General features: G+C 63.1%; 26 protein-coding genes and 3 pseudogenes. 17 read left to right on the forward strand and 12 right to left on the reverse strand.

Annotated elements, in window-relative coordinates; translation table 11 throughout:
- Positions 1 to 70: 70 nt before the first annotated feature.
- Positions 71 to 892, reverse strand: coding sequence for a hypothetical protein (locus HMPREF0183_RS12740; protein WP_156798072.1), 822 nt, complete (start codon positions 890 to 892; stop codon positions 71 to 73).
- A 394-nt stretch (positions 893 to 1286) separates the two neighbouring features.
- On the opposite strand from HMPREF0183_RS12740, the gene rpmB reads away from it, so the two are divergent.
- From rpmB to HMPREF0183_RS03005, 7 genes and pseudogenes are all read left to right on the forward strand, one after another.
- A complete protein-coding gene (gene rpmB, locus HMPREF0183_RS02975; protein ID WP_005882693.1) occupies positions 1287 to 1523 on the forward strand; it encodes a 50S ribosomal protein L28 in 237 nt (78 codons plus the stop codon).
- Positions 1523 to 1690, forward strand: coding sequence for a 50S ribosomal protein L33 (rpmG, locus tag HMPREF0183_RS02980; RefSeq protein WP_005882695.1), 168 nt, complete (start codon positions 1523 to 1525; stop codon positions 1688 to 1690). Before rpmB ends, rpmG begins: the two co-directional genes overlap by 1 nt.
- 3 nt (positions 1691 to 1693) lie before the next feature.
- On the forward strand, positions 1694 to 1999 hold the full coding sequence (gene rpsN / locus HMPREF0183_RS02985) for a 30S ribosomal protein S14 (protein WP_005882697.1): 306 nt from the start codon (positions 1694 to 1696) through the stop codon (positions 1997 to 1999).
- Positions 2000 to 2059: 60 nt separating this feature from the next.
- Positions 2060 to 2344 carry an HU family DNA-binding protein gene (locus HMPREF0183_RS02990; RefSeq protein WP_005882699.1) on the forward strand — a complete coding sequence of 95 codons (285 nt, stop codon included), beginning with the start codon at positions 2060 to 2062 and terminating at the stop codon, positions 2342 to 2344.
- Positions 2345 to 2468: 124 nt separating this feature from the next.
- Positions 2469 to 3335: a nitrilase-related carbon-nitrogen hydrolase gene (locus HMPREF0183_RS02995; RefSeq protein WP_040347848.1), complete on the forward strand. Its 867-nt coding sequence runs from the start codon at positions 2469 to 2471 to the stop codon at positions 3333 to 3335.
- Positions 3336 to 3369: 34 nt separating this feature from the next.
- Positions 3370 to 5490 (forward strand): bifunctional copper resistance protein CopD/cytochrome c oxidase assembly protein, encoded by a 2121-nt coding sequence (locus tag HMPREF0183_RS03000; RefSeq protein WP_005882703.1) that lies wholly within the window; start codon positions 3370 to 3372, stop codon positions 5488 to 5490.
- A 137-nt stretch (positions 5491 to 5627) separates the two neighbouring features.
- Positions 5628 to 6542, forward strand: a pseudogene (locus tag HMPREF0183_RS03005) (MFS transporter); the annotation flags it as partial.
- On the opposite strand, the gene HMPREF0183_RS03010 reads toward HMPREF0183_RS03005, so the two are convergent.
- The 6 genes and pseudogenes from HMPREF0183_RS03010 to merA form a co-directional block, all read right to left on the reverse strand.
- A complete protein-coding gene (locus HMPREF0183_RS03010) occupies positions 6537 to 7538 on the reverse strand; it encodes an IS481 family transposase (protein WP_005882707.1) in 1002 nt (333 codons plus the stop codon). The pseudogene HMPREF0183_RS03005 and the gene HMPREF0183_RS03010 overlap by 6 nt on opposite strands.
- Before the next feature lie 69 nt (positions 7539 to 7607).
- Positions 7608 to 8153: a hypothetical protein gene (locus tag HMPREF0183_RS13180; RefSeq protein WP_005882709.1), complete on the reverse strand. Its 546-nt coding sequence runs from the start codon at positions 8151 to 8153 to the stop codon at positions 7608 to 7610.
- Positions 8154 to 8530: 377 nt separating this feature from the next.
- Positions 8531 to 9055: a TlpA family protein disulfide reductase gene (locus tag HMPREF0183_RS03020; protein WP_005882713.1), complete on the reverse strand. Its 525-nt coding sequence runs from the start codon at positions 9053 to 9055 to the stop codon at positions 8531 to 8533.
- Complete coding sequence (locus HMPREF0183_RS03025) at positions 9052 to 9351, reverse strand: hypothetical protein (RefSeq protein ID WP_005882715.1); 300 nt, start codon at positions 9349 to 9351, stop codon at positions 9052 to 9054. Before HMPREF0183_RS03025 ends, HMPREF0183_RS03020 begins: the two co-directional genes overlap by 4 nt.
- A gap of 29 nt (positions 9352 to 9380) precedes the next feature.
- Positions 9381 to 10042: pseudogene (gene merB, locus HMPREF0183_RS13480) on the reverse strand (organomercurial lyase MerB).
- A gap of 45 nt (positions 10043 to 10087) precedes the next feature.
- Complete coding sequence (gene merA, locus HMPREF0183_RS03035; RefSeq protein ID WP_005882720.1) at positions 10088 to 11512, reverse strand: mercury(II) reductase; 1425 nt, start codon at positions 11510 to 11512, stop codon at positions 10088 to 10090.
- A gap of 105 nt (positions 11513 to 11617) precedes the next feature.
- On the opposite strand from merA, the gene HMPREF0183_RS03040 reads away from it, so the two are divergent.
- From HMPREF0183_RS03040 to srmL, 4 genes and pseudogenes are all read left to right on the forward strand, one after another.
- Complete coding sequence (locus HMPREF0183_RS03040; protein WP_040347802.1) at positions 11618 to 12007, forward strand: heavy metal-responsive transcriptional regulator; 390 nt, start codon at positions 11618 to 11620, stop codon at positions 12005 to 12007.
- Between the two features lie 330 nt (positions 12008 to 12337).
- Positions 12338 to 13519 (forward strand): Cmx/CmrA family chloramphenicol efflux MFS transporter, encoded by a 1182-nt coding sequence (locus tag HMPREF0183_RS03045; RefSeq protein WP_005882723.1) that lies wholly within the window; start codon positions 12338 to 12340, stop codon positions 13517 to 13519.
- A 17-nt stretch (positions 13520 to 13536) separates the two neighbouring features.
- Positions 13537 to 13791 (forward strand): annotated as a pseudogene (locus HMPREF0183_RS13200) (helix-turn-helix domain-containing protein); the annotation flags it as partial.
- A gap of 209 nt (positions 13792 to 14000) precedes the next feature.
- Complete coding sequence (srmL, locus tag HMPREF0183_RS03050) at positions 14001 to 15119, forward strand: PheS-related mystery ligase SrmL (RefSeq protein WP_005882727.1); 1119 nt, start codon at positions 14001 to 14003, stop codon at positions 15117 to 15119.
- A 31-nt stretch (positions 15120 to 15150) separates the two neighbouring features.
- Here the strand turns inward: srmL and HMPREF0183_RS03055 are convergent, their stop codons facing one another.
- Positions 15151 to 15615 (reverse strand): anthrone oxygenase family protein, encoded by a 465-nt coding sequence (locus HMPREF0183_RS03055; protein WP_245527090.1) that lies wholly within the window; start codon positions 15613 to 15615, stop codon positions 15151 to 15153.
- A gap of 29 nt (positions 15616 to 15644) precedes the next feature.
- Positions 15645 to 16514, reverse strand: coding sequence for an NmrA family NAD(P)-binding protein (locus tag HMPREF0183_RS03060; protein ID WP_040347804.1), 870 nt, complete (start codon positions 16512 to 16514; stop codon positions 15645 to 15647).
- A 145-nt stretch (positions 16515 to 16659) separates the two neighbouring features.
- Here HMPREF0183_RS03060 and HMPREF0183_RS03065 point away from each other — a divergent pair, with 145 nt between their 5' ends.
- Complete coding sequence (locus HMPREF0183_RS03065; protein ID WP_005882732.1) at positions 16660 to 17616, forward strand: AraC family transcriptional regulator; 957 nt, start codon at positions 16660 to 16662, stop codon at positions 17614 to 17616.
- A 15-nt stretch (positions 17617 to 17631) separates the two neighbouring features.
- Here the strand turns inward: HMPREF0183_RS03065 and HMPREF0183_RS03070 are convergent, their stop codons facing one another.
- Positions 17632 to 18213: a CDP-alcohol phosphatidyltransferase family protein gene (locus HMPREF0183_RS03070; protein WP_005882733.1), complete on the reverse strand. Its 582-nt coding sequence runs from the start codon at positions 18211 to 18213 to the stop codon at positions 17632 to 17634.
- Entirely contained in the window at positions 18210 to 18845 is a 636-nt protein-coding gene (locus HMPREF0183_RS03075) for a DedA family protein (protein WP_245527091.1), read from the reverse strand. The genes HMPREF0183_RS03070 and HMPREF0183_RS03075 overlap by 4 nt, the downstream gene beginning before the upstream one ends.
- 81 nt (positions 18846 to 18926) lie before the next feature.
- Between HMPREF0183_RS03075 and HMPREF0183_RS03080 the strand changes: the two genes are divergently transcribed.
- Together HMPREF0183_RS03080 and HMPREF0183_RS03085 are read left to right on the forward strand one after the other, a co-directional pair.
- The gene (locus HMPREF0183_RS03080) at positions 18927 to 20348 is read left to right on the forward strand and encodes a sensor histidine kinase (RefSeq protein ID WP_239271272.1); all 1422 of its coding nucleotides are present in this window, start codon (positions 18927 to 18929) and stop codon (positions 20346 to 20348) included.
- Positions 20345 to 21022 (forward strand): response regulator, encoded by a 678-nt coding sequence (locus tag HMPREF0183_RS03085; RefSeq protein ID WP_005882736.1) that lies wholly within the window; start codon positions 20345 to 20347, stop codon positions 21020 to 21022. The genes HMPREF0183_RS03080 and HMPREF0183_RS03085 overlap by 4 nt, the downstream gene beginning before the upstream one ends.
- 764 nt (positions 21023 to 21786) lie before the next feature.
- Here the strand turns inward: HMPREF0183_RS03085 and tet(33) are convergent.
- Positions 21787 to 23010, reverse strand: a complete 1224-nt coding sequence (tet(33), locus tag HMPREF0183_RS03090) for a tetracycline efflux MFS transporter Tet(33) (protein WP_074436872.1) — start codon at positions 23008 to 23010, stop codon at positions 21787 to 21789.
- A gap of 38 nt (positions 23011 to 23048) precedes the next feature.
- On the opposite strand from tet(33), the gene HMPREF0183_RS03095 reads away from it, so the two are divergent.
- The 3 genes from HMPREF0183_RS03095 to mobF all read left to right on the forward strand — a co-directional run bounded on the left by HMPREF0183_RS03095 (position 23049) and on the right by mobF (position 26810).
- Entirely contained in the window at positions 23049 to 23618 is a 570-nt protein-coding gene (locus HMPREF0183_RS03095) for a TetR/AcrR family transcriptional regulator C-terminal domain-containing protein (RefSeq protein WP_005882738.1), read from the forward strand.
- Positions 23619 to 23965: 347 nt separating this feature from the next.
- Positions 23966 to 24166: a hypothetical protein gene (locus tag HMPREF0183_RS12750; RefSeq protein ID WP_069408167.1), complete on the forward strand. Its 201-nt coding sequence runs from the start codon at positions 23966 to 23968 to the stop codon at positions 24164 to 24166.
- A gap of 94 nt (positions 24167 to 24260) precedes the next feature.
- Positions 24261 to 26810 carry a MobF family relaxase gene (gene mobF, locus HMPREF0183_RS03105; RefSeq protein ID WP_005882740.1) on the forward strand — a complete coding sequence of 850 codons (2550 nt, stop codon included), beginning with the start codon at positions 24261 to 24263 and terminating at the stop codon, positions 26808 to 26810.
- Positions 26811 to 26832: the final 22 nt, after the last annotated feature.

Raw genomic sequence — 26832 nt, forward strand, 5'->3', positions numbered from 1 at the left:
GGTGACTGCCTCAACAACATGTGTGGGCTACGGAAATGATTTCCCGTGGTCCACACATGTGTATCCGGGCTTAATCGCGCAGTTTGGTGGAGCCGTCGGGGCCCTTCGTGTGGCTTAGGCGCTTAGCAAAACAGTTATCGCGGTCAAGTTTGAACTCTTCGCATTTCTTCAACGCCGGTTCGGGGGAGTCATACCCGGTGGGGATGACGGTCACCCAGTAATCCTTGACGCGAAAAGACGACCAATCTTCACTTTTTAGCATGGCGAGTGTGCCGTACGTCTTTTCGTTGTCTTGGTACTCCTTCAGTATCTTGGAGTAGTCCCACTCTTCGTCGCCCGCGTTGTCGTTGGGCTGTTTGGCAGACAGTTGCACAACCCACTTTTCCTCCAGTGCACTGAGCTCAGATTTGCTGTCAGAAACAATCGTTTCGAGTTCGCTCTTCGCCTGTTCGTTTGTGGACTCGGGCTCGTCTGGAGAACTGGGAGCGTCATCGGACTTGGTTGCCGGTTTTCCCTGTGGCGGTGTGGGTTCCACGCCCTTGTTGGGACCCAGAAGAACAACCCCCACTGTGATTAAGAGGGCGACAACAGCAATTGCTGCCATAGCTGACAGCCACATGGAGCTTTTAGATTTCCGAGGTGCCGGTGGCGGCGTAGCTTGGGTCGGTTGACCATGTAGCTGGCTGTGCGCCTGGTTGTGTTGAAGACTTTGCGGAGAAGGCTGCTGTGCTGAGTTCTGGGACGGCTGGATAACCTGCCTTTGCTGCGCAGGTTGGGCCTGTGGATCCGAGTTAGCGGTCTGCCGTTCGAGGTACTCGTAATACGAGGAGCTGTCGAAACGATTGCTGACTGCTGGACGGATCCGCGGCCGTGAGCCGTCACCGTTGTGCATGCTCTTAACCTTCGCACGGCCCGGAGCAATGAGCAACTACCAGTTGGTAATACACGTGTGTCGCGGGTGAACCCCATGGCAGCGTGCTGCGAGTGGCGTGTCTGTTTGTCATGTGCGAACTTGCGGTGTATGTGGGTTTCCACTTAATATGAATGACTGTTGTGTTGACCATTGGTCAACTGTGCTCACACTGCGAACAACGAGCTCGGCCCTCTCTCACAGGCCATCAGCTTTTCCCCGCTGGTGTGACATCTGTTTTAAGCGAGCCATCCAACTTGCTTAAACACGGCCCTCACCGGGCATTAACGTCACCGCAAGAAACCATAGTCATGCTTAAGCGTGAAGGATTCGGCCCGGTGAACCTGATGTCTAATTAGTGAACTGGAGGAGAGACATGGCAGCTGTCTGCCAGGTAACCGGGACCACCCCCGGTTTCGGACACAATGTGTCCCACTCGAACCGCCGCACCAAGCGCCGGTTTGATCCGAACATTCAGAAAAAGAAGTACTACGTACCGTCCCTGCGTCGCAACGTCACGCTGACCGTGTCTGCACGCGGAATCAAAGTCATCGACCGTCGCGGAATCGACACGGTTGTTGCCGAACTCTTGGCTAAGGGAGTGAAGCTCTAATGGCAAAGGCACAGGACGTACGCCCAATCATCAAGCTCAAGTCAACCGCTGGCACGGGTTACACCTACGTGACGCGCAAGAACCGTCGCAACACACCCGACCGTCTCGTCATCAAGAAGTACGACCCAGTGGTCCGCAAGCACGTCGATTTCCGAGAGGAGCGCTAATTCATGGCTAAGAAGTCAAAGATCGCTCGTAATAGGCAGCGCCTCGAAATCGTCGAGCGCTACGCGGAGCGCCGCGCAGAATTGAAGCGCCAGCTCGTCAGCCCAGACTCCACCGACGAACAGCGTGAAGAAGCACGCCTGGGACTCCAGAAGCTCCCCCGTGATGCTTCCCCAGTTCGTCTGCGTAACCGTGACCAGGTAGATGGTCGTCCACGCGGTTACCTGCGTAAGTTTGGTCTCAGCCGTGTTCGCTTCCGCGAAATGGCACACCGAGGCGAACTCCCTGGTGTCACCAAGTCGAGCTGGTAGTCTGAACTCCGTTACTATCGGAGAAGCCGATTAACCGTCCTATCAGAGGAGAACACTTACATGGCTAAGAACCGCAGCGAACTCGTAGCTGAAGTAGCAGAAAAGACTGGCCTCACCCAGAAGCAGGTTTCGGACGTTCTGGACGGCGTTTTCGACTCGTTCGCAGACGTTGTTTCCAAGGGTGAAAAGCTCACCGTTCCCGGTTGGCTCTCAGTTGAGCGCACCGAACGTGCAGCTCGCAAGGGTCGTAACCCACAGACCGGTGAAGAAATCCAGATTGCAGCTGGCTACTCCGTTAAGCTGTCAGCTGGCTCCAAGCTCAAGGCTGCTGCTGGCAAGCCCTGATATGTAAACCTCTACGGTTTTGTGTTGAGTTGCTCCCCGCCTCATGGTGGGGAGCAACTTGCTTTTCCGGCCGAGGTGGTAACGCTGTGACCCTGCCGAAACTGGGCACGGTATCCTTATGCGTATGCGAGTATCTGCTATTCAGCTCGGTTATTCGGACAGTGAAAGCCTCGAGGATCGCGTTGAGCGTGCTACCCACATGGTGGAATCTCAACGTGAAGCTGATCTGATCGTTCTTCCAGAACTGTGGGCGCCCACAGGTTTCGACTACACCAAGTGGGGTAAGGCAGCTCAAGCAGTAGACGGCCCTGTGATCGAACGGATCGCCCACGCTGCGCGCTCAGTGGGCGCATATGTACACGCCGGATCCATCATCGAAGCAAGCCCCCACGCGCTGGACCGGCTCAAAGACGCCAACTATGACGTCAAAGCCCTCCCAGTGCTTGCTGACGACGAACGCGGACTGTGGAACACCTCTGTCCTTATCAACCCTGACGGGCAGATCCAGGCGACCTACCGCAAGATCCACCGGTTCGGGTTCGGGTCCGGGGAGCCTAAACTCTTACAACCCGGAACCGAAATCGTGATTCCCACGCTCAACATCGACGGCCGGGAAACCAAGTTCGCACTTGCCACGTGCTACGACCTGCGGTTCCCAGAACTGTTCCGCCAAATGGTCGCACAGGGCGCAGAAGGCCTCATCATCCCGGCTGCATGGCCGGCACCCCGCGTGCGCGAATGGTCTGCACTCTTGCTCGCCCGATCCATTGAAAACCTGTTCCCCATCGTCGCGGTCAACACCGCCGGATACCACGGTGGCACGCAGATGGGTGGGCATTCGGTGATTCTCGACGCTGCTGGCCTACCGTTGGCAGAAGCAGGCGAAGCGCAGACCATCATCACTGCGACCATTGACCTCGACGCGACCGAGGCCCGCCGCGAACGATTCCCCGCGCTGGACGACCGTCGCCTCAACTACACGCTCAACTAACGACCACCTCTGACTCAACGACAACACTCACTGAATGACAACACTGACCACCCGGACTGACACGAAAACCACCGCGACCGCCTCGGGAAAGGGCGCACGCACATGGGTCATGCCCATTTACGTGGTATTTGGTTTGCTGGGTGGGGCTGCTGCGATGGTCCTCACCGGGGCGTGGGCACCCACCCTCATCGGTGATGCCGGACCACTAGCCAGGCTTGGTTTGCCGGTTGCTAAATTCGTCTTTAACTCAGCGATGACCCTCACTGTGGCAAGCCTCATCATGGCCTCCATGGTGTTTCCTCGCACAGATTCTGTGCCACGAGATCGCAAGAAAAGTGCGACACGTGAAGAAGACCTCGACCTGGCATGGCTGGGGTCTGTGCAGATCGCGCAGGTGGCATCCGTTGTGTGGACTGTGGCCGGTGTTGCGGTGTTGGTGCTGGCCTATGTCTCAACCGCCGGCGGACAAGCGTATGCTGGCAACTTTTCTGCACAGTTGGGCCAGTACGTGAGCCAGGTGGATTCGGGGCGGCTGTGGCTCACGATTGTCCTCGCCTCAGCTGTCACTTCCACGGTGATTTTCGCGGTGCGGAGTTTTGCCGGTATTGCATGGGCCACCGCTTTTTCGCTTTTCCCCCTCATCCCATTGGCACTCATGGGTCACACGGTTGGAGCGTCCGGGCACACGCAGGCTGTCAACAGTCTGGGCCTGCACCTTTTGGCCGTCATCATGTGGGTGGGTGGAATCCTGGTGTTGGCGCTCTTGGCGCCTCGCCTGATTCACCGGGCCGATCTGCGCAACATCGTGGAACGTTACTCGCAGCTGGCCCTGGCCGCGGTTCTGGTGGTGGGCTTTTCGGGTTTCATGAACGCAATTCTGCGCGTGAAATCCTTGAGCGACTGGCAAACACCTTATGGCATGCTCATCATCGCCAAAACCGTCGCCACCATCGCAGTCGCTGTGATTGGTCTGTGGCACAGGAAGTTTGTGATCGGGCGTTTGGGTGAGTCGCTCAACACGCGAGCTCAGCTTCGTGCGAAGCGTGGTGCTCAACCCACCGCTGACCAGGTGTCGGCACGGGTCGAGTTCTGGCGACTTCTCCTGGTTGAAACGGCGCTCCTGGCAGCAACGTTGGGGGCTGGGATCGCACTGGCTCGATCGCAACCACCCATTCCCCAGGAAGCACCTCCAGCTCCCACGCCGGCGGAAATTCTGTCCTATGAGTCTCTTCCCCCGGAACCCACGTTCTCCAACTACTTCACCCAGTGGCTGTGGGACCCGCTGTGGCTGGTCGTCGCGGTAGGCGCCTCGTACCTGTACATTCGCGGCTATCTGGCGATTCGTAAGAAGGGCGGCGAATGGCCCGTTATGCGAGTGATCTGGTGGATTACCGGTATGGCGCTGTTGGTGTACGTGACGTGCGGTGGTCCCGTAGTGTACGGTCGCGTGCTGTTCTCTGGACACATGATCCAGCACATGCTTTTGGTCATGGTGGTTCCCCTGCCCATGGTTCTGGGCGCGCCAATCACGCTCCTCATGCGGGCGGCCCCTACTCGGCAAGATGGGTCCCGAGGTTTCCGCGAGTGGATCTTGCTTCTCATCCACTCCCGCTATTTGAGGTTTTGGGCCCACCCGATTGTCGCGTCAATCAACTTTGCGGGTTCCCTGGTGGTGTTTTACTGGGGTGGTCTCATGTGGCCAGCACTTAAAACACACGTGGGCCACGAGATTATGATCATTCACTTCTTAGCAGCCGGGTACTTGTTCTCTGCTGCCCTTGTGGGTATTGACCCAGGAACTAAGCGTTATCCACCAGCGATTTCGTTCCTCATTTTGCTCATCACTATGGCGTTCCACGCGTTCTTCGGTATCTCGATTATGGGTGCTACAACACTCATCGAAGGCGATTGGTTTGGAAACATTGGACAAGAATGGATTGCAGCGATAGACGATCAGCAGCTTGGTGGCGGTATCGCTTGGGGAATCGGTGAGATCCCAACGTTGCTCATGGCAATTATTGCTGCGATCCACTGGAACCAGCAGTCCGAACGTGAAGCGAAGCGCCGAGACAGGTCGGAAGACCGCACAGGCGACTCGGAACTTCGCGCCTACAACGAAATGCTCGAACGTTTGAATAAGGCGCAGAAGAGGTAACCCTCTGCGCACATAAGCACACTGGCTCTGCGAATTAGTAGTGCGTGAAGTTGCTGACATCACATGGCTTGTGGGGTTAGCTTTATGTACAACATGTATATACATGTGCGTGTGCACAATGACGTGATGGAGTTTCAATGAGCACGCATACTCAAAAGACGGCCGATACGAGCACGCTTTCGCGCGTTGTTGCGGCATCCATGGCAGGTACCGTCGTCGAATGGTACGAATTCTTTTTGTACGCCTCGGCCGCAACCTTGGTGTTTAACAAGATTCTGTTCCCACCAGCCGACGACCCGCTCACACCTATTCTTCTCGCGTTTGCAACCTACGCAGTCGGCTTCATCGCCCGCCCTATCGGCGGAATAGTGTTTGGTCACTTTGGCGATAAGCACGGACGTAAAAAACTGCTTCAACTGTCGATCATCTTGGTGGGTGTTTCGACATTCCTGATGGGTTGCTTGCCAACTTACGCAGCGCTCGGTGCGATCGCTCCGATCCTTTTGGTTCTCTTGCGCTTTGTTCAGGGTTTTGCCGTGGGTGGCGAATGGGGCGGAGCCGTTCTCCTTGTCGCCGAGCACTCGCCTAAAGAGAGTCGCGGGTTCTGGTCCTCATGGCCACAGTCGGGAGTGCCCCTGGGTAACCTGCTGGCAACGGCTGTTCTGTTTGTACTCACGGCAGTTCTGCCTGAAGAACAGTTCATCTCATGGGGTTGGCGCATTGGTTTCTGGCTCTCCGCCGTTATTGTGCTGATCGGTTGGTACATTCGCACCCGAGTGTCGGACGCCCCGATCTTCCAAGAAGCCCAAAAAGAAATCCACCACGAAGACAAGTCCTACGGTTTCTTCGAAGTGTTTAAGCGCTACCCTCGCGGAGTGTTCTGCGCTATGGGCCTGCGTTTGGTGGAGAACATTCACTACTACCTGGTGGTGACCTTCTCGATTACATACCTGAGCACTCAGGTGGGCATCAAGTCGCACGAGATTCTGGGCTTGCTCCTGGGCGCCCACGCGATCCACGCAGTGTGTGTTCCGTTCGTGGGACGCCTAGCTGTATGAGGCCAGGACGTTGTTGACGCGAATTGGCACGAGCGTGGCCGGCGGCTGACCGTCCGCGGCACCGTGCGGGCGGTGGTAGTTGTAGTGCAGGTTCCAGCGCTCGAGGGCGTTGGCGCGTTCGTCTTCTGAGGTCCATGTCCGTGCATAGAGGAACTCTTCGGCAAGGATCCGGTTGTACCGCTCGATCTTTCCGTTGTGGCGGGGCGTGTAGGGCGTGATCCGTTGGTGCCGCGACCCGGCCAGTGCATCGGCGAACGCTGAGGCGCGGTAACAGGATCCGTTGTCGGTCACGATCCGTTCGATGTGCGTGATGCCATGAGCCGCGAACCATGCCCGCGCTCGCGCGAGGAACGCAACGGCCGTCGCGGCCTGCTCGTTCGGCAAAGCCTCGGTGTACGCGAGGCGTGAGTAGCCGTCAATCGCTGAGTGGAGGTAGACGTAGCCGGCTCGCGTGCCGCGGGTTTTCGTCCGCGCGACGGCGCGAGCTTCCGGGCTGTCCTTGCCATGAGCCCGCCATCCGCCGCCATCGGGGATTCGGACGACCTTCTTGACGTCCAGGTGAACCATGTGGCCGGGGCACCGAGCGACAATCTTCCTCGCTTCGCGGTTACTTTCCCCGGTCGGGTCGATGAAGCGGCGCCGGTTGAGCTGCAGGTCGGTGAGGATGCGACTCACCGTGCGCCGACTGATCTGAATGCCGACCTGTTCGAGCTCGAACGTGATCCGAGCCGCTGACCACTTGTGCTCGCGCCGCATGCGTTCGACTTCGCGAACAACGACGTTGGGGGTGGCTGTCGGGGATTGCTTAGGCGTCGATGAGCGGTCGAGCAGACCGACCTCACCGAACTCACGATGGCGATGGACCCACTTTGACGCGGTAGCGCGGGAGATTCCCATCTCAGCTGCCACGTGAGCGATCGGCCGGGTCTTGCAACGCTCGACCAGCCGCCGACGTCCCTCGACTGACAGTGGCGAGTTGCGGTGAGTCATGCACGTCCTTCGAAGAATGTTCCAGTCGAGTCGCTGAGTCCCGGACCAAGCCCCCCATTCAGCCGTCGGCTACTGACCCTCGTGGTCGCCGCCTGACACGCCGAGCCCGACGTTCGTGGTGTCGCAGCAGGCCTCCGGCGATTCGGAACTGGCTCGACGCCGCCTATGGGCGGCGCCAAGGGCGAGTACTACGAGGAGGGAGATGACCGCGAGCGCCGCGATCGGCGCCGTGTGAGCCTGAACCCAGCCGGACAGGGTCGTTGAGAGCCTGGCGACACCGCCGGCACGGCCGGTCGCGACGAGGTTGTTGTCGGCGGTGGCGGCGGGCCACCAGTACCACGCGAGGTAGACGCCGGTGAGCAGCAAGACGGCGCCGGTGATCCGGGGGCCATAACTCCCGAGGCGTGCGACGTGGCGGGTTAGGCCGGTACCCGCGGCGGTGGTCGCGAGTGCGAGCAGCAGCAGGATGCTGGCTGAGCCGGCGGCGTAGACACCGAAGACCAGCAGCAGCCCCGCGTAGCTGGCGGTGGCCTGTGCCTGGGCGATGACAGCAAGGATCACTCCGAAGGTGCACGACAGGGAGGCGAGGGCGTAGCCGATCCCGAAGACCAGCATCCGGGCGGTTGGCGGAGGCCTTCGGTTGCTCGGCCGGTGATCCGGGGCAACCGCACGGAGATCGAACGGCCGGCCAGCATCCACAGGCCGAGGAGCACCAGTAGGACGCCTACGGCGAGACCGAGTTTGGGCGCTGCCTGGATCAGGCCCCGAGCCCCGGCGCTCACCAGCAGGCCCGCAGCTGCGAGGGTGCCGGCGAACCCGATCGCCAGTGCGATTCCGGACCGCAGGGCCCTCAGCAGCCGCACCGGGACGGGCGAGGCGTCAGCGTCGCCGAGGGTCTGGCTGATCCAGGCCGGCAGCAGCGCGAACCCGCATGGGTTGACCGGCGCCACCATGCCGGCGGCGAAGGCGAGGCTGAGCAATCCGCCCATGGATCAGGCTCCGGCCTTGACGAGTTCGGCGGTGATCGTCTTCGCGTCGGGCTCGGTGGCACGGAAGGTCACCTTGCCGTCGCCGTCGATGACGATGAGGGTGGACAGGGCGGCAACGTCGAATCGCTGGGACAAGGCGGCACCCTCGTCTATGGCGGCCGGGACGTGTTCGGCGTCGACGTACTCCATGAATCCCTCGATGGTCTCCTTGGACTCGCCGGGGTCCATGTCGACGGCGAGGAAGCTCGCCCCAGCACCCGACTTCTCGGCAGCGGTGGCGGCCTCGCCGAGGGAGCGGACGCCTTCAACGCATTCGCCGCAGCCGACGGAGAAGAAGAACACCGCGGTCGGCTTCCCGCTGGCGGGCAGGCTGACCATCTGGCCGTCGATGCTAGTAACCGCCGCTGGCGTGCCCGCATCTGCGGCTGGTGTGGCGTCGGTGTTTCCGCAGGCGGTCAGAGCCAGGGAGCCTGCAAGCAGGAGGCCGGCGACCGAGAGGGTCGCGCGGCGGGTGCGGGTAAGCGTCATCGGTTCTGGTCGTCCTTCGTGTCGCTGGGGTGGGTGGAGTTCACAGGCGGGCAACAGCCATGCCTGGCGTTGTTGCCGCCGCTGCGGCGCCGCGTGGTCGCGAGGACCGCGAGCACCAGGACGGCGATGCCGGTGCCGATCACCCAGGGGTTGCCGAGGAACCCGCCGACACTGGCCAGCAGACCACCGGCGAGGAGCAAGGGAAGTAGGGCGCAGCAGGCGACCATGAGCAGCGCGGCCCCGGCTCCGAGGAGCAGGCCGCTGCCTCCCGGTTGGTCGTCGTGGTTGGACTTCATCGGAGTGGAGTTCCCTTCGGTGTTCTTGGTCAGCAGCGGCAGTGGCCGTCGTCGGCCACTGCCGCGTTGGCCTGGAACTGGTTGAGGAAGCCGGTCGTGAGGTCGGTACCGATCCGATAGGCAACGGCCACGGGCACGACCTCGGCGCGGGGGTGCTCGGCCAGCCAGCCCGCGGCGTCCTCATCGGAGGTGAAGTAGTGGACCTGGTTGCAGAAGGAGGACCGGATCGAGGTGATCTGGTCGGGGTTGACCAGCGACACCACCGCGGTGGCGGGTTCGACGCTGGTGACGCCGGCGACGGGGTCGATGGTGACCCGGATCGGCTCGCCGCTGGTCGGGGAGACCGACTCCACGCTCGCCGCGCGCTCGAGCAGGGTCGGAAAGATCAGGGTGTCCAGGCGCACCAGGTGTAGAGCTCCTCACCGGCCACGGTGAACCGGTGAGGGGTGGGGCGCAGGGTGAGGCCCTGGCCGATGATGCGGCCCTGGTCGTCGTACTCGGTGTCCGGCACCGCGGCCAGACCCGTGCGTACGGCGTCGACCGGACGGCCGGCGGCCGCGGCGAACTGCTCGACGGTGACCGGGCCGCCCTCGACGATCAGCCGCAGCAGCGGGATCAATAGGACGGCGTCAAGGCCGGTCTCTTCGGTGTTGTTGAGTCGTTCGGGCAGTTGCGTCGTGAGCTCCGACATGGCGGTACCTTCTTCATGAGTCGGGTGGAGGCTGTCGGCTGCGGGTCACGCGCAGCAGGACAGCTTGGAGATGTCGGTGGTGAAGGCCTTGGCGGCGATCCGGATGCCTTCGGTCATGGTCAGGTAGGGCGCCCATGCGTCGGCGACCTCGGTGACGGTCTTGCCGAGGATGTGGACACCGGCGGCGGCGAGCTCGCCGGCGTCTTTGGCGACGGCGGTGAGGCCGAGGATCTCGCCGGTCTCAGCGTTGGCGACGATCTTGATGAAGCCGCGGGTGTCGCGGTTGACCAGCGCCCGGGGCACGTAGTCCAGCGGCAGGACGCGGCAGTCGCAGCGGATCCCGGCAGCGAGCACCTGGGCCTCGGTCATCCCGACCGCGCCGATCGCCGGACTGGTGAAGGTCACCCGCGGCAGCCGGCTGTGGTCCACCGACCGCTCAGCGCCAGCGAACGTGTTCTCAGCGACCATGTTGCCGTGGTGGGCGGCGACGTAGACGAACTCGGGGTGCCCGGTCACGTCGCCGGCTGCCCAGATCCGGGGGTTGGAGGACTGCAGTTGGTCGGTGACCACGATCTCGCCCGTGTCGCCGGTCTTCACCTCCACCGCATCGAGGTTCAGCCCATCGGTGACCGGTCGGCGGCCGAGGGCGACGAGGACCTGTTCGGCGTGGAATTCCTGCTCGCCGCCGGAGATGTCAGCGGTGACAACAACCTGGCCCCTGACGTCGTCACGGGCAACGTGGGTCGGGACCGCACGGCGGACCACGCGGATGCCCTCGTCGGCGAAGACCTCCTGCAGCGCCTTGGATACCTCCGGCTCCTCCTTCGACGCCAGCCGGGAACGAACCAGCAGGGTGACCTTCGACCCGAGCCGGGCGAACAGTTGGGCCTGCTCCAAGGCGACGTAGCCGCCGCCGAGCACCAGCAGCGAGTCGGGAACCTTGGTCAACTCCATCGCCGTGGTCGAGGTCAGGTAGCCGGCCTCCTCAAGACCGTCGATCGGTGGGGCCCATGCGCTGGCGCCGGTGGCGACCAGGTAGTGATCAGCGTCGATCGTCTCGACCGCACCGTCAGTCGCGGTGACCTCAAGAACGGGCGCTTCTGGCGTGCCGGCGAACGCAGCGTCGCCGTGGCGGATCTGCCAGCCGTAGGCGTCGGCGACGTCGACGTACTTCTCACCCCGAAGTTCCTCGACGAGGTCCTGCTTGCTGCTGATCAGCGCGGGCATGTCCACGTCGTCCGCTGTGGTGGCGATCCCCGGGAAACGGTTGCCCGCCTCGGCAGCGGTCTGGCGGGCTTCAGCGGCGGCGATGAGCGCCTTCGACGGCACGCAGCCGGTGTTCACGCACGTGCCGCCGAAAGTGCCGCGCTCGATCATCACCACCGACTTGCCGAGCGTGGTCGCGCGGATGGCGGCGGCGAACGCGGCGCCACCCGATCCGATGATCGCAAGGTCGTACCTGGACTGCATCCCGATTCCTCCCCTGAGTCTTGAGAATTGCTCTTGATGCAGCCACAATGGACCTTCCAGTACGGGGGAAGGTCAAGTGCGACCTGTGACACATCGGAGACCCAGATGAGGATCGGCGAACTCGCCGAGGCGGCCGGCACCACCGCCAAGACCCTGCGGTTCTACGAGGAGCAGGGCCTGCTTCCCGCGGCCGAGCGCACCGCGTCGGGATACCGCGACTACGATCCGGAAGCAGCGACTCGGATCGACTTCATCCACCGCGGCCAGGCTGCCGGACTTACCCTCGCGCAGATCAAACAGATCCTCGACATCCGCGATGGAGGCGAGATTCCCTGCGGCCACGTCCGGGACCTCCTAGACGTTCGTCTGAAGGACATTGAGCGCCAGATCTCGGATCTCGTCTCCCTCCGCGACAACGTTGCCGCCCTCCGCGACGCAGCCGCAGAACCCGAACCCGAGACCTGCAACGCCGACGAGGTCTGCAGGTACCTGTAGCCAATCCGAGATGACGCGCGCAGAGGCGGAGCCTCCTGCCGCGACCTTCCTACGTGACCACAACGTTATGGCCAGCAACAGTTGTTGCTGGCCAGGATGTTGTTGATGCTTCTTGGGAACTGCGGCGCAGACGGGTAAGCTGAGCCGTATGTCGAGCCCTGAATCGGACACTCAGGGGCTTTCGGTCACGCCGTCAGCCCCTCACCTCAGCTGAGCCCCTAGCTCTGCCGCCCAGTACTGCACGCAGCACGACATTCGGGTGTTTCTTCGGGCGCTGACCGTGGTGACGAGACGTTCTCTTGTTCGTACTCTCGCTTCGGAGCTATCTCGATGCCTTTCTCTCTCTATCTTCTTGCCCTGGTGGTCTTCGCCATGGGTACTTCCGAGTTCATGCTCGCTGGCCTCGTGCCCGACATCTCCACTCACTTCGGCGTTTCCTTGGGGACTGCTGGCCTTCTGACCTCGGCATTCGCCGCAGGGATGATGATCGGCGCACCTGCGATGGCCGCGCTCACTCGTCGCCTCCCCGTGAACGGGACACTCCTGGGTTGCGTGATCGTGTTCGCGCTGTCCCATGTCGTAGGCGCACTCACGCCGGACTTCACTGTTCTGTTCGTCACGCGCGTGATCGCCGCGATCGTCAATGCGGGCTTTTTGGCGGTCGCGCTGGGAGCGGCGACGCAACTCGTGGCACCGGACGCCAAAGGTCGGGCCGTGGCGGTTCTGCTGGCGGGTACCACCGTCGCCACCGTCGCCGGTGTCCCCGCGGGCGCTCTGCTTGGTACGGCACTCGGTTGGCAGTCGACGTTCTGGGCGATCGCTTTTCTCTGCGTCCCCGCTGCGATCGGCATCGCCGCGGGCTTCACCACTCGAACTGACAGCTCATCAAGGGAGGATCCGTCCTCGACGTCGCTGCGGGTGGAGCTGGCGCAGCTTGCCTCTCCGCGCCTCGTCTTGACGATGATGCTGGCTGCCCTGGTGAATGCCGGGACCTTTGCCACACTGACCTTCCTCGCGCCGATCGTTACGGAGACCGCCAGTCTGAGCCAGTGGTGGGTGTCGGTGGCGCTTGTGCTCTTCGGCGTCGGCTCCTTCATCGGTGTCACCGTTGCGGGACGGCTCTCGGATGCCCGACCTCGCGTCGTCATCGTGGGCGGTGGAAGTGTTCTTGTGCTCGGGTGGCTCGCTTTGGCGCTCTTCGCGACGAACCCCGTTGCCCTGCTCGGGCTCGTTTTCGCTCAGGGAGTGTTGGGCTTCGCTGTCGGGAGCACGCTGATTACGCGAGTGCTCTATGCGGCGGCGGGTGCGCCCACCATGGCCGGGTCATACGCGACAGCGGCGCTCAACGTGGGCGCAGCCGTCGGTCCCGTACTTGCCGCTGCCGCACTCAGCGTTACGCCGGGCGCGCTCGGGCCGGTTTGGGTGGCCGTCTTCGCGACCGCAACGGCATTGCTGCTCGCAGTTCCGCTTCTTCGACTGATTGCACCTGTCGAGAGCGAAGCGGTCAAGTGACGCACCCAGACTCACCCTTGACGGTCGAAGGTTGTCCCCGGCTCATCGCGCGTTGTCGGACTTGACCTCTCGCGCATGTCGCCGCCGAGATGGGCATCTCTCGAGCCACCGCATCCAAACGGGTTGGACGCTACCGTTGATTCGGTGAACTCGGCTTGCACGACCGTGCGTCTGCACCTATCCGCCAGCCAACGGCAACGCGGAACGAACTCGTGATGATTATCGAAACCATGCGACGTCACCACAAGTGGTCGGCTTCACATGGTGCACATCGACGTGAATGAAGAGCGGACACATCCCGAACGGCGGTGCCGATTCCTGCTAGAATTCCTCCCATGAGTTGGCAGCAGCGATTTTCCAGCCCCCGGCCGGGTAACGGCCGCGGGGTTCTCGACGTGCGCCTATAGCTCACTGGGTCTCCGCAGGCGCGGCCGGGGGTGTTCTCCTCGTTCATCAGCCCACGATCCTGTTGGAGACTCTCATGGCTTATGCCGATTACTTGACCCCTGAACAACTCTGCCGCGCCCTCGACCTCCGGGATCTCACCGATCCCGCCCAGGGCGAGCATGCCATCCAAGCTCTTCTGAGTGCCGTCGTCGCAAGCCTCGAATACACCTGGGGCAGCACGATCCGGTACGTGCGCAGCTCTCCCATCGTCTCAATCACCGCGAACTACGACCGCCTCGGTTACGCCCGAGGCGACGTTACCCGCGCCCGCCGCTACACCCGATACATCAGCCCGACGGCCATGTTGCGCAGCCACATGAGTGCGGAGCTCCCCACCGCGCTGGAAGCCTACGCCGGCTGCGGAGATGTCGATGAGCTGATCGTCGCGCCGGGGCTCGTGTATCGACGCGACGCCGTCGACCGCAGCCACGTAGGAGAACCTCACCAGGTCGACCTCTGGCGCATCCGCAGCACACCAGACACCAGAGACGAGGACATGCTCGACATGATCGAAGAACTGGTCGATGCCGTTCTCCCAGGAGCCGAGTGGAGGATCACCGAAGCCGACCACCCCTACACCGTGGGCGGGCGTCAGATTGATGTTCGACATGACGGTGAATGGCTCGAACTCGCCGAGTGCGGACGCATTCACCCAGAGGTGCTGCGCGGCTCAGGGCTCGACCCCGAGCAGTGGTCGGGACTGGCGCTCGGGATGGGGCTCGAACGGGCGCTCATGCTGCGCAAGGCGATCCCGGACATCCGCTATCTGCGAGCCGCCGACCCGAGGATAGCCGAGCAGATGCTGACCCTGGAACCGTGGCAACATGTATCCTCGCTGCCACCGGCCCGACGTGATATCTCCGTAGTCGTCACGGACGAAGAGGACGAGGAGACCCTTGGCGATCGCATACGCACGGCGCTCGGTGACGACACTGACCTGATCGAGACCGTCGCAGTGCTCAGCCGTACCGAGCATGAGAACCTACCCGAGACCGCACGAGCGCGGTTGGGGACGCGGCCGGGGCAGGTCAATGTGCTGCTGCGGATCGTGCTTCGCCCGATCGACCGCACACTCACCGCAGATCAGGCCAACTCGATCCGCAACACGATCTACCGCGCCGTCCACGAGGGGCCGGTGATGGAACTCATCTGAACCCGATATGCCTGCGTTGCGAAGGCTCCCTTCAACTCTGACCGGATGCGGCGATCACCAGCGTTACGAGTGCGCCAGTGCTCAAGACGGTTCGGGTGTGGTTCCATCTGTTCCAGGGAGCCTCGAAACCCTTGCGCGTGTCGCGGAGCCGCTGTGCCGTGTCTGCGGGTGCCCGGTCGAGCGCGCGGTTCAGCGGCACGTTCCCGGCGGCAGTGATGCCGAAGGAGAGCACCGAGCAGGCAGCGCCCACGACGAGCCATCCGAAAGCCGAGACGTCCTCTCGGCCGACGGCCAGGATCGCGCCTGCGACGGCAGTGAGTGGTGCGACGAGGAAAACGCTGAGGAACCAGCCGTTCAGGATTACCCCGTTGATGGCGCGAAAGGCTCCGACGTAGCTGCGATCGTCGATGTGTCGGAAGCCGGGGTTGATCGCACAGGAGAACGCGAAGAACACCCCGGCCAGCAGTCCGTTGGTGACGACACCGGCGACAAGCACGGACGTGAAAATACAGTCGAACACAATCGTCACCCCAAGCCGGAGGTGAGCAGACGATCGATCGTGACCTCGAGGCTCGACTCCCCACGGATAATGCGGTCTCCGCGCGGGGCAAGCAACCCTTGCTCGTCAGCCCGGTACAGTTCGGCGAGACTCTCGGCAATATGCGGACGGAATCCCGCATTGACCAGTACCTCGATCCAGGTGTCCTCGGGCATCGTCGCAACGTGCAGCTCGCGCCCGAGGGCGGTACCGAGCACCCTGGCGACATCGCGTTCCGAGTAGGCAGGGCCGACGATATCGACGCTCTCGCTGCGAGCTGGCGGGGAGAGCAGCATCTGGGCCGCGGCGACACCGATGTCGCGAGTGGCGATCATGGGAATCGGCGCCTCGGCTGACGCTGCGAACACCGGGTAGACGCCACTGTCACGAGCGACGCCGACCACGTCGACGACCTTCTCCTGGAAGTGCCCCGAACGCAGGGCCGTCACCACGGCACCAGTGGTGAGCAGCGCCCGCTCGAGCCGATGCAACCCCACGATCGGACCGGTACCCTCGGCCAGATCCGCCCCGCCCGAGGACAGCATGACGACGTGCGGAACCCGTCGATTCACGACCGCGCCGCTGATCGAAGCGATCAGGGCATCGGCGTGCGCATCGAGGTCGTCGGCGGTCAGATCGAACGGCAGCAGCGCGAAGACCCCGGTCGCTCCCTCAAGCGCGTCGCTCAACGCCGTCTGGTCGCTCAGCTCCACGACGCGGGTCTCGGCACCCTGCGCTGTCCACGCTTCCGCATCTATCTGGCGGCGCACCAGAACACGCACGTCGGCACCGGCATCCAGCAGCCTTCGTGCAGTGACCGATCCGACCCTTCCTGTGACCCCAGCGATGATGTACATGTTGTTTCCTCCTGTGAGCATCGATTGATTGTTCTTCGACGCTATGCGGCTCCATGCGGCAGGAGCATGCTTATATATCCAGATTTCTTGCTCATTCGTCCGATTCAGTGAGCGTATTTGCTCAGAGGTGTGACACGATTGCAACATGGAGGTCATCCCACGCTTCGAACACCAGGCTCGGGTGGCGCGCGTGCTCCACACGCTGCGGATGCGCAGCACCTTCTACTGCCACGCCGAACTCTCGGAGCCTTGGGCATTGGAAATGCCCGCGATCGCCGACTCAGTGAGCTTCCACGTCGTCACGGCAGGGACTTGCTGGCTGCGCCTGCCCGAGGCCAACTCAATCGAGCTGCGCGCCGGAGACCTCGCACTCGTGCCGCACGGCCTCGGCCACCACCTGCTGAGCGAAGCCGATGCGCGTCGTGGCCCAAGAGTCGACCTTTTGCCCCAGGAGTACCTGAGCACCAACTACTCGATCCTCCAGCACGGAGGCGGTGGTCGAACAGCGCAGCTGATCTGTGGTGTCGTGTCTTTCGACGAACCCGCCGCACGAGAGTTGATGCGCACGCTTCCCGCCGTGATGTTCATCGGTGGCGACACGCTCTCGGCTGCGTCCTCGATCAAAGACACGCTGCGCCTCATGGCCGGCGAGCTCGGCCACCCGCAGATCGGCGGCGAGGCCATTGCGACCAGACTTGCCGATGTTCTCGTCGTACAGGCGATCCGCTCCTGGCTCATCAGCGACGCGACGGCCCCCACAGGCTGGTTGCGCGCACTCGAAGACGACAGGATCGGTCGCGCACTCGAAGCGATCCACCAAAACCCCGGCGACGACTGGAACCTCGGTCGTCTCGCCAAGGTCGCCACAATGTCCAGATCGTCATTCAGCAGCCGCTTCACCGCACTGACCGGTGAAGCACCGATCGCCTACCTCACCCGCTGGCGCATGAGCATCGCCTCATCACGGCTGCGCGAAGAAGACATCACCATAGCCCGCCTCGCCTCCGAACTCGGCTACCAGTCCGAGGCCGCATTCAACCGCGCCTTCACCCGGCTCAACGGCCAGCCCCCAGGCTCTCAGCGTGGACGCCGGAGAAGATAGTTGAACAACCTGAGCTCACATATCGGGCGGATCTGTGTGGCTGTCACGGAGGAGAGCACGGACATAGCCAAACCCTGCGACGGCGTGGAGGAACGCTCCTATGACGCAAAGGATTCTGCCTGCGGTTCCGACTGGAAGGAGCGCGGGGACCAGGCTGAGTCCGATGAGCGCGAGGCCTGACATGAGCACCGCGGTACGTACCTTGCCGACGCGGGAGACCTTCGGCGCTCGTGCAGGACGAGTCACCAGGTAGGTGACGGCGAGTGCAGCGTCGACGGCTGCGATGGTGAGAACGACTCCGAGGGAGAGATGCCCTGCTACGGCGAGGGCGAGTGCGATCATCGCAACGCCGATGCGGTCTGCGACAGGATCGAGTACCGCTCCCGTGGCACTGACCTGGTTCAGGGCGCGAGCGAGATAGCCGTCGATCCAGTCGCTTGCGCCGAAGACCGCCAGGAGTACGACAGTGAGGACGGGCTGGGCATGGTTGAGGACGAGGATGACAATCGGAACCACGAACCCAAGCCGCAGCAAGGTGATGAGATTGGGCAGAGTCGCCCAGTCGGGGTGCGGGTGTGCCGAGGACATGCGGTTCATGCGCGCACCCCCCGCTTGTGGCGTGCGAAGAGCCAAAGGACGAGTGCAGCGGCCACGACGATGAGTGCGGGCAGAGTGTAGCGCTCAACGACATCGAGCAGTGCGTTGCCGATGAGCGCACCACCCACGACCCAAAGCCCCGCCCAAAGCAACGCCGCAACACTACAAGCGGTTGCGAACCGCGAGTATGGCACCGCTGAGGCGCCAGCTGCAGCAGCGACGAGGGTGCGGATACCCGGAAGCAGACGGGCGAGGATCACGATCCAGAATCGGCCGGCAACGTAATATCGTGCCTTCTCCCAGCGATCCCGACCCAGGCGCTTGATCAGTCTGGTGTCGCCGAGGCGGGCTCCAAGACCGCGTCCGACCGCGAACCCCACATGGTCTCCGAGAAATGCGCCCAGCGCAGCGACGAACACGCCGGCGGCGAGCAGCTCGGCACGGTCAGAGAGCGTAACCGCGGCCAGGACGATGCCCGTTTCCCCTGGGAGGACAGCACCGATACCGAGGGCTGCGTCAACGGCCGCGAACAGGAGCATGCAGGCGAGCACGAGCGTGACGTGCTCGCCTGCCTGTGCAAGGAACATGCGGAGAAGATCGACCATGCATACGACGGTAGATTCATGGGTCAACGTGCCGATATTGCCGAATGCCCATTCATGACCTAACGATCGTGAGTTCACCGGTTGGAGCCGCGCGCATAGATTGGGAGTATGAGTGGTAGCTCCAATGATCCTGCGGCACTCCGCCGTCGGCAGACCATCGTTGGATGCGTCGTCGCGATCAGCGGCGGCATGTCGACGCGTTGGTTGCCCGATGCTCCCGTGCTGGTGCTGAGCCTTATTGCGACTGCTGCGATCGTGCTCATGTTCGCAACCCCGGCTGCGCGGGTGTGCGTGGTCCTTGCCGGTTCCGTACTCGCCGCTACCGTCGTCAGACTCCCCGAACTGCGAGTTGAGGAGATCGTCGAGGGCCTCGTGTATGGTCTGCTGACCGCCCTGGTGCTCGCCGCACCGCTGACCACGCGGCGCGCGGTGTCGCAGCGGCGAGAGTTTCACCGCCGGGGCTGGGAGCTTGCCGCGATCGAATCCAGACGACGAGCAAGCCAGACCCGTGAGATCCTGCAACGAGAGCGGATGAACCTTGCCGCGGAGATGCACGACGGCCTCGGCCACTCCTTGACGCTCATCGCCGTCCGGCTCGGACAGCTCTCCCTCACGCCCACGCTTCCGGATACCGACCGAGCAGAGGTCTCCGGTATCCGCACGATCGCAGCGGACGCGGCGGATCAGCTCGGCCTCGCCGTTCGACTGCTGCGCCAGTCCGAAGACCCGGCTGCCGGATGGAGCGCCCCGAGCATCGACGAAGCAGTGATCGGTGCTCGTCAGGCCGAGATGCACGTGGAAACGCACATCGCCGCAGATCTGACTGACCGACTCAGCGATGAAGCGCTCAACACTGTCGCGCGGGTGGTGCAGGAAGGACTCACCAACGCGTCCAAGCACGCTCCTGGGCAACCGGTCACCGTGCGCGTCGAGGTCGAGGGCGATACTGTCACTGCGATCGTTTGCAATCCGCGTGACGAGGAGGCGTCCTCAGCCCATCCGCTCGATGGTGGATTCGGACTGCATGGCCTGCGGCATCGCGCCGCGATGCTGGGCGGCGCCCTCACCGTCCATCAGATGCCGACCCAGTTCGCACTGACTCTCACCCTTCCGGCGCACGCACGCCCATCTGCGGACAGCGCAGCATCTGATGGCGACATCGTCGCCGCCGAGGACGATGCCGCGACCCTTCGATCCCGCGCCACGCGTGCTGCCATCGCCGTTCCCTCAGCCATCCTCGGCGCACTCGTGTTCATCGCGGTCGCTTACTTCGTGCTCGCCAACACGCTATCGGTGATGACCACGGCACAGTTTGCGGACATCTCCGTCGGAGACACCCAGGAGACGGTCGAGCGTTCCCTCCCCGCCCTGGAGATGCTCGATCCTCCACGCGATGAGTTCCCGCCTCGCCCCGACGAGACCTGCCACTATTACGAGGCGGAAATCAGCTTCTTCGAACGAGTCGACGTCCACGTCGTCTGCTTCGCCTCCGACCAGGTCAGCAGGATCGGAACGGTTCCTGCGCCATGACCCCGGAGGATCGCACCGACACCCCACCGATCCGTGTCCTGATCGCGGATGACGACCAGCTCGTCCGCACCGGCGTCGCCGCTATTCTCGCCTCCGCCACTGACCTTGACATCACCGCCCTCGCCAGCAACGGCCACGAGGCCGTCGACGCCGCGGCAACACACCGCGTCGACGTCGCACTGCTGGATATCCAGATGCCACGACTCGACGGCATCGGAGCTCTCCGTGAGATCCGGCACCGACAGCCCGAGCTTCCGATCGCCATGCTCACCACCTTTTCCGACGACCATCTCATCGCCGATGCGATCAACGCCGGCGCCCTCGGTTTCCTCCTCAAATCCGACGAGCCTCAGCAGCTTATTGCCGGCGTCAGGGCCCTCGCGCACGGCGGCGGCGCGTTCTCCCCCCGAGTCGCCCGCTGGCTCGCCACCGAGCAACAGGCGGGCCACCGCACCCGAACCGCGCGAGACGAACTCACTGCCCTGCTCACCGAGCGCCAGATCGAGCTCCTCACCCACATCGCTCGCGGACTCTCCAATGCCCAGATCGGCCGGGCCATGCACCTCTCCGAAGGCACCGTCAAGCAGTACGTCTCCCAGCTCTTCAACACCCTCGGCATCGACAACCGTGTCCACGCCGCCATCACCGCCTACCGACACGGACTCATCACCTGAAGCCGACCCTGACCGCGCTAATGCTGGGTAGTGGAACACTCGAGAGCACGGTCACCGTCGGGATCCAGATGGCGGTCGTCTACAGCGGCGCAATCTTTCAACCAGAGTGGACAGCGCGTTCGCAATCAGTTCCCGCTCACCTGACCTCGAAGGCAGTGGCGTCGTGACGGTTTCGATGCGCGTGATGATCGCGAGGGATGGCTACTAGCACCTTCTGCGCACGGTCGCGGCTCAAAAGCAGTTGCGTTTCGATCGGGTGGTTTCTGCGGTTCCTAGATTACGGACTCAAGAGTCGCTCATGCTGTCCACAGAGGCCTTAGCCAACCTACGTCTCGATACAGTAGCTTCGCAGTTCTGCGAACATCGCGGTCTTCGGGTGCTAGACGAAGCGGAACGCATGGCTGAAACGGACGTGCCTTCCTACAGACTCGAGGTATCCATCGTAGGAAGCGCGTCGTCCGTGGGCGATGACCGAAATGACTTCCACCCGCTCGGGAGGACGGCGGGCGCACCTCTCGGGCTGCACTGGGGCCGCTGTGTGTGGATTTCTCGATGAGCGTCCAGCTCATGTCATCGGCAAGCTACTCGGAGAGGGCCTCCGGCTCTCCCTTGGCCTTCTCCGCGATCGGCACGCACACTTCAATGGGTCTTTAGACTCCCAGCTGACCTATCCTTGGCAGATGATGCCGAGTTGCCCGGTGGCACCGACTCGCTCGTCGGCCGTGGCGAAGACGTGTCGCCGTCATGTTGCTCCTGCTCACAACTCACATCGAGTCGCCGCTCGCCCATGAGCCGAACTTCGGGGACGCCGCTGTACCACGCACGATGAGAATCACGCAGGGCACGTAGAGTGCTGCGGCGCAGAGCCAGAGGAAGCCGTCGGCGTTGATGTAGGTGAACGCGAAGATCGTTGTGAAAGCGACCGGTCCGAAGATCGATGTGACGCTGTTGATGCTGGCGAGCACACCCTGGAGGCGCCCTTGCCGCTGTTCATCGACGCGCTGGGAGAGAAGGGTTTGCAGAGCGGGGAGGCCGATGCCACCGATCCCCAATGCCGCCAAGATAGGCGCCATGGACAATCCGTCAGTGACTATCGCCAGGCCTACGAGACCCAAGGCGTCGGTAACACACCCGATGATGACTGTTTTTGCCTCACCGATCCACTCCACGATGCGGCCAGTAAGGAGGGCCTGCACGAGAACCTGTACGATCCCGAAGACGGACAGGGAGATTCCAACTTCGACGGGACTCCAGTCGAGGCGGTGTTCAGTAAACAGCACCCAGGTCGCACCTGGAGCCTGCCCAATGAATTGAACAAGGCCGAATGCGACTAATAGGAAGGTAATCCCAGGCACCGCGCTGAGGCCGGGGCGACCACGATGCTGAGCGAGCGACGCAGAGCGCGCAGGGGAATCAGGACGGGTCTCGCGTAACAGGATAAAGGTGAGTGCCAGATTGCTCGCTGAGAGAAGAGCAGCGAGCAAAAACGGCAGATGTGGCGAGATGGCACCGAACAGTCCACCCATGGCTGGCCCCGCGATCATTCCGCCGCCATAGCAGGCACTGAGTAAACCGAAACGCTTGGCGCGCTGGTGGGGTGGCGTGATGTCGGCGATCACGGTGGCGGTGACCGCATTGGTCGCTCCGGTTATCCCAGCCACTGCGCGGGCGATATAGAACACCGACAGAGCGGACGTCGTGGCGAGCACGAGATAGTCGACGGTCGCACCGGCTAGGGAAACAAGCAGCACCCGGCGGCGGCCGAATCGGTCCGACAGCGTTCCCAGTACGGGGGCAAAGATGAACTGCATTACCGCGTAGAGCGCGATCAGCACTCCGACGTTCAGCGGAACCGCATCAGCGGTGACCCCTGCCTCGTGTAGCAGTGCGGGAAGAATCGGCATCACCAGGCCCATGCCGGCGGCGTCGAGGCTAGCCGTGATGAGGACCGTGGCCAACGAGCCACGAGCGGAAGTGAGAAATGACACCTTATCAACGATAAAGTTATCGATGATAAAGTGCAAGCATGGCTCAGAAACAAGCGCGACTCGATCGTGCAGCAGTCTTGCGCGGTGCGAGGCATGTGCTCAATAACACGGGGATCGACGGTTTCACCACGCGGGCGCTGGCTGCGCATCTGCGGGTGCAGCAGCCAGCGCTCTACTGGCACTTTCGGACAAAGGCCCACCTGCTCGGATCGCTCGCAGCTGATGTGCTTGATCGCGAACACCACGCCTCACTCCCAGAGTCAGGGGAGCGCTGGGACGACTTTCTCCTGCGCAACGCGCGGAGCTTCCGGACAGCGCTTCTGGCAGTCCGGGATGGAGCACGGCTGCACGCAGAGTTTCACCGTCAAAAGAGTGACCAGATGCCAGCGGGCTCGGATGCCCCCGAAAGTCAGATCGAGTTTCTCGTGTCCGAAGGATTCGCTGAGGGCTCTGCGGTCCGAGCTCTCATGGCTATCAGCCGCTATACGGTCGGTTTCGTACTAGAAGAACAAACAGCGCTCGACAACGGATGTGAGCCTGTCGATCAAGACCTAGATTTCGAGTTCGGGTTAGTTGCAATGGTTGAAGGGCTGGCATCAAAGCGATGAGGGATGCTCGCACTTTGGGTCTCTGCGTCAGTAAGGTCAATCCTTTCCCGCTCCCGCAGCACCTCCTCCGCGATACTGACGATTCGCTCATGGCTACGGGGCTCACAAACGAGCAAATCAGGGACCGTGTGTATGTCGCGTCGCGATCGCGGAACGGCACATCAGCAGCATCTTCACCATGCTCGACCTTAACGAGCGCACAGGGAACAAGCGCGTCATCGCCGTCCTCGAGTACCTCAAGAACTAAGCGTCGAGTGCGCGACCGGCGCGATGACCATAGGTAACGGCGGTTTAGCATCGGTGCCGCATCTTGACCCGACTCAATCCGCGACAGCTAACCTCCGCATATGGAGTTCGACGGAATGGAGATCCCCGACGATATCGAGGTCACGGTCTGGGGGAGCAACGAGCACCGGCTCTGTAACGTCTGCCGCGCAGAATGCGACCCCGAGCCGAGCGGCGCCGACGGGTACGGCGTGCGAATCATCTACGTCTGCCGCGACCACGGACTCCAATCCGTCGTGGACCCATTCGAGCATCTCCGTTGAAGCGCGCTCTTCGCTATCTCCCTGCATTGACGCAAACATCGCGCTCTCCGCCTTCCGAGGGTAGATCCCAAGATCTGCGGCGCACCTGCCCAGTGTGACGATTTCGATCAGGGTCATGACCGCTGGGGACGGGTACCGGTACCTGCTGAACGCAGTTGTCGCTGGCGACGGGGATCGCGATGCGTCGTCAGCGCTGACAAGGTACTACCTTGAAGCAGGAACGCCTCCCGGCATCTGGCTCGGGGCCGGCCTCCCAGGACTCGCCGGAGAGATCGCCGTCGGTGCCTCGGTGAGCGAGGAGCAGTTACGGCGCCTCATGGGGCACGGGCAGGATCCGAACAGTGGCGAGCAACTGGGGCGCCCGTACCGGAAGTTCGCGACCGCGGGCGAGCGGACGCAGCGCCGCCTCGATCAGCTCCCGAAGTCCCTCACCGCAGGTGAGCGTGCCGCGCAGCAAGCGCTGATCGAGGCGGAGGAGGCACAGAAGCCGACCAATGCGCCGGTCGCGGGGTTCGACCTCACGTTCTCGGTGCCGAAGTCCGTGTCGACCCTCTGGGCAGTTGCCGATGGCGGAACTCAGGCACTCGTCGCTCAAGCCCATCACGCCGCGATCCGAGACGTGATCGCCCTGCTTGAGCGCGACGTCGCGATGACCAGGGTCGGCGCGAAAGGGCCGCGCGGAGCTGTCGCGCAAGTCGACGTGCGGGGTGTGATTGCGACCGCCTACGATCATTACGATTCCCGCGCCGCGGATCCGCAACTCCACACGCACGTCGTGATCGCCAACCGCGTCCAAGCCGTCGATGACGGGAAGTGGCGCACGCTCGATTCCCGCGCTATCCACGCCGCCGTCACGGGCCTATCGGAGCATTACAACGCCGTCCTCTCCGACCATCTCACCCAGATCCTCGGCGTCGGGTGGGAAGCCCGCGACCGCGGAGCCGGACGCTCCACTGCGTGGGAGATCGTCGGCGTGCCGCAAGAGCTGATGGATGAGTTCTCTTCCCGCACACGCGATATCGAGCAGGTCAAAGACCGGCTGGTCGACGAGTACGTCTCGAAGCATGGCAGGCAGCCATCCCCGAAGCTGGTGTGGCAGTTCCGGCAGCAGGCCACGCTCGAGACCCGGCCCCCGAAGCAGCAGCACTCCCTCAGCGACCTCACCTCCCAGTGGCGAGAACGCGCGACCACGTTGCTGGGTGAGGACGCGCCAACCTGGGCGTCGGCACTGCTCGCCGGTAGTGAGCAGGAACCGTTGCTGCGGGCGGACGATATCCCGTTGGAAGATCTCGAGCAGGTCGCCGAGGTTGTGGTGCAGCAGGTAGGTGACCGGCGGGCGACGTGGAAACGGTGGAACCTTCACGCGGAGGCGATACGGCAGACGATGGATCTTCGCTTCGCGTCCGCGAACGACCGGGACGCTATCACCCAGCAGATCGTCGATGCCGCTGAACGGGTCTCGCTGCGTCTCACCCCGCCCGAGCTCGCGACGAGTTCATCGCGGTTTCGCCGTGCGGACGGGTCGAGCGTGTTCCGACCCAAAGGCGGAACGGTGTTCTCCTCCGAGCAGGTGCTCGCGGCAGAAGACCGGCTCCTTGCCGCGTCGAATGATCGATCGGCGCCGACCGTGCCGCTGGCATGGATTGAGGACGCCGCCAGAACGAAGAACCGCGACGGGCACACCCTGTCGGTGGATCAGGAGCAGGCGATCGCGAAGATCGGCGTCTCCGGCCGCGTCCTCGACGTCCTCGTCGGCCCCGCAGGGACCGGGAAGACCACGACGATGCGTGCCCTGCGCCGCGCCTGGGAGCGACGCTACGGGCAGGGCTCGGTGACCGGGCTCGCACCCTCTGCCGCTGCCGCCGACGTCCTCGCCGGGGATCTGGAGATCGGTACGGAGAACACGGCGAAGTGGCTGCATGAGCATCGCCTCGGGAAATGGAACCTCACGCGCGGGCAGCTCGTCATCATCGACGAAGCCTCGCTCGGTGGCACGTTCGCGCTCGACGCCATCACCAGCCACGCCCAGCAGGTCGGCGCGAAAGTGCTGCTCGTGGGCGATTGGGCGCAACTCGCCGCCGTCGACGCGGGCGGCGCGTTCGGGATGCTCGTGCGTGATCGCGGCGACGCCCCGGAACTGGTCGATGTGCGCCGCTTCAAGAACGACTGGGAGAAGCAGGCGTCCCTGCAGTTGCGGATCGGCGACACCGACGTCATCGATACCTACATTGCGCACGAGCGCGTTACGCCGGGCGGATATGACGAGATCCTCGAAGCCGCCTACCAAGCCTGGCGCACAGACCTCGCAGCGGGAAAGAGTACGGTGCTGATCGCGGAAACCCTCGACACGGTCTCCGCGCTCAACACCCGCGCCCGCACCGACCGAATCCTCCAGGGCGACGTCGCCGTGGACGGTATCAAGCTTCACGACGGCAATGAGGCGTCTCGCGGAGATCTCATCATCACACGGGAGAACAATCGGCGCCTCTCGCTCGGGCGAAGCTGGGTGAAAAACGGCGACCGCTGGAACGTCGCCCATGCGAACGACGACGGATCCCTCACCGTACGGCGGGCAGGGTCACGGCGTCGCACCACGATCACGCTGCCCGCGAGCTACGTCGTCGAGCACGTCGACCTGGGCTAGCCGAGGTTCCCTAAACGCACCT

It is taken from the genome of Brevibacterium mcbrellneri ATCC 49030, from assembly GCF_000178455.1.
GTDB classification, from domain to species: Bacteria; Actinomycetota; Actinomycetes; order Actinomycetales; family Brevibacteriaceae; genus Brevibacterium; species Brevibacterium mcbrellneri.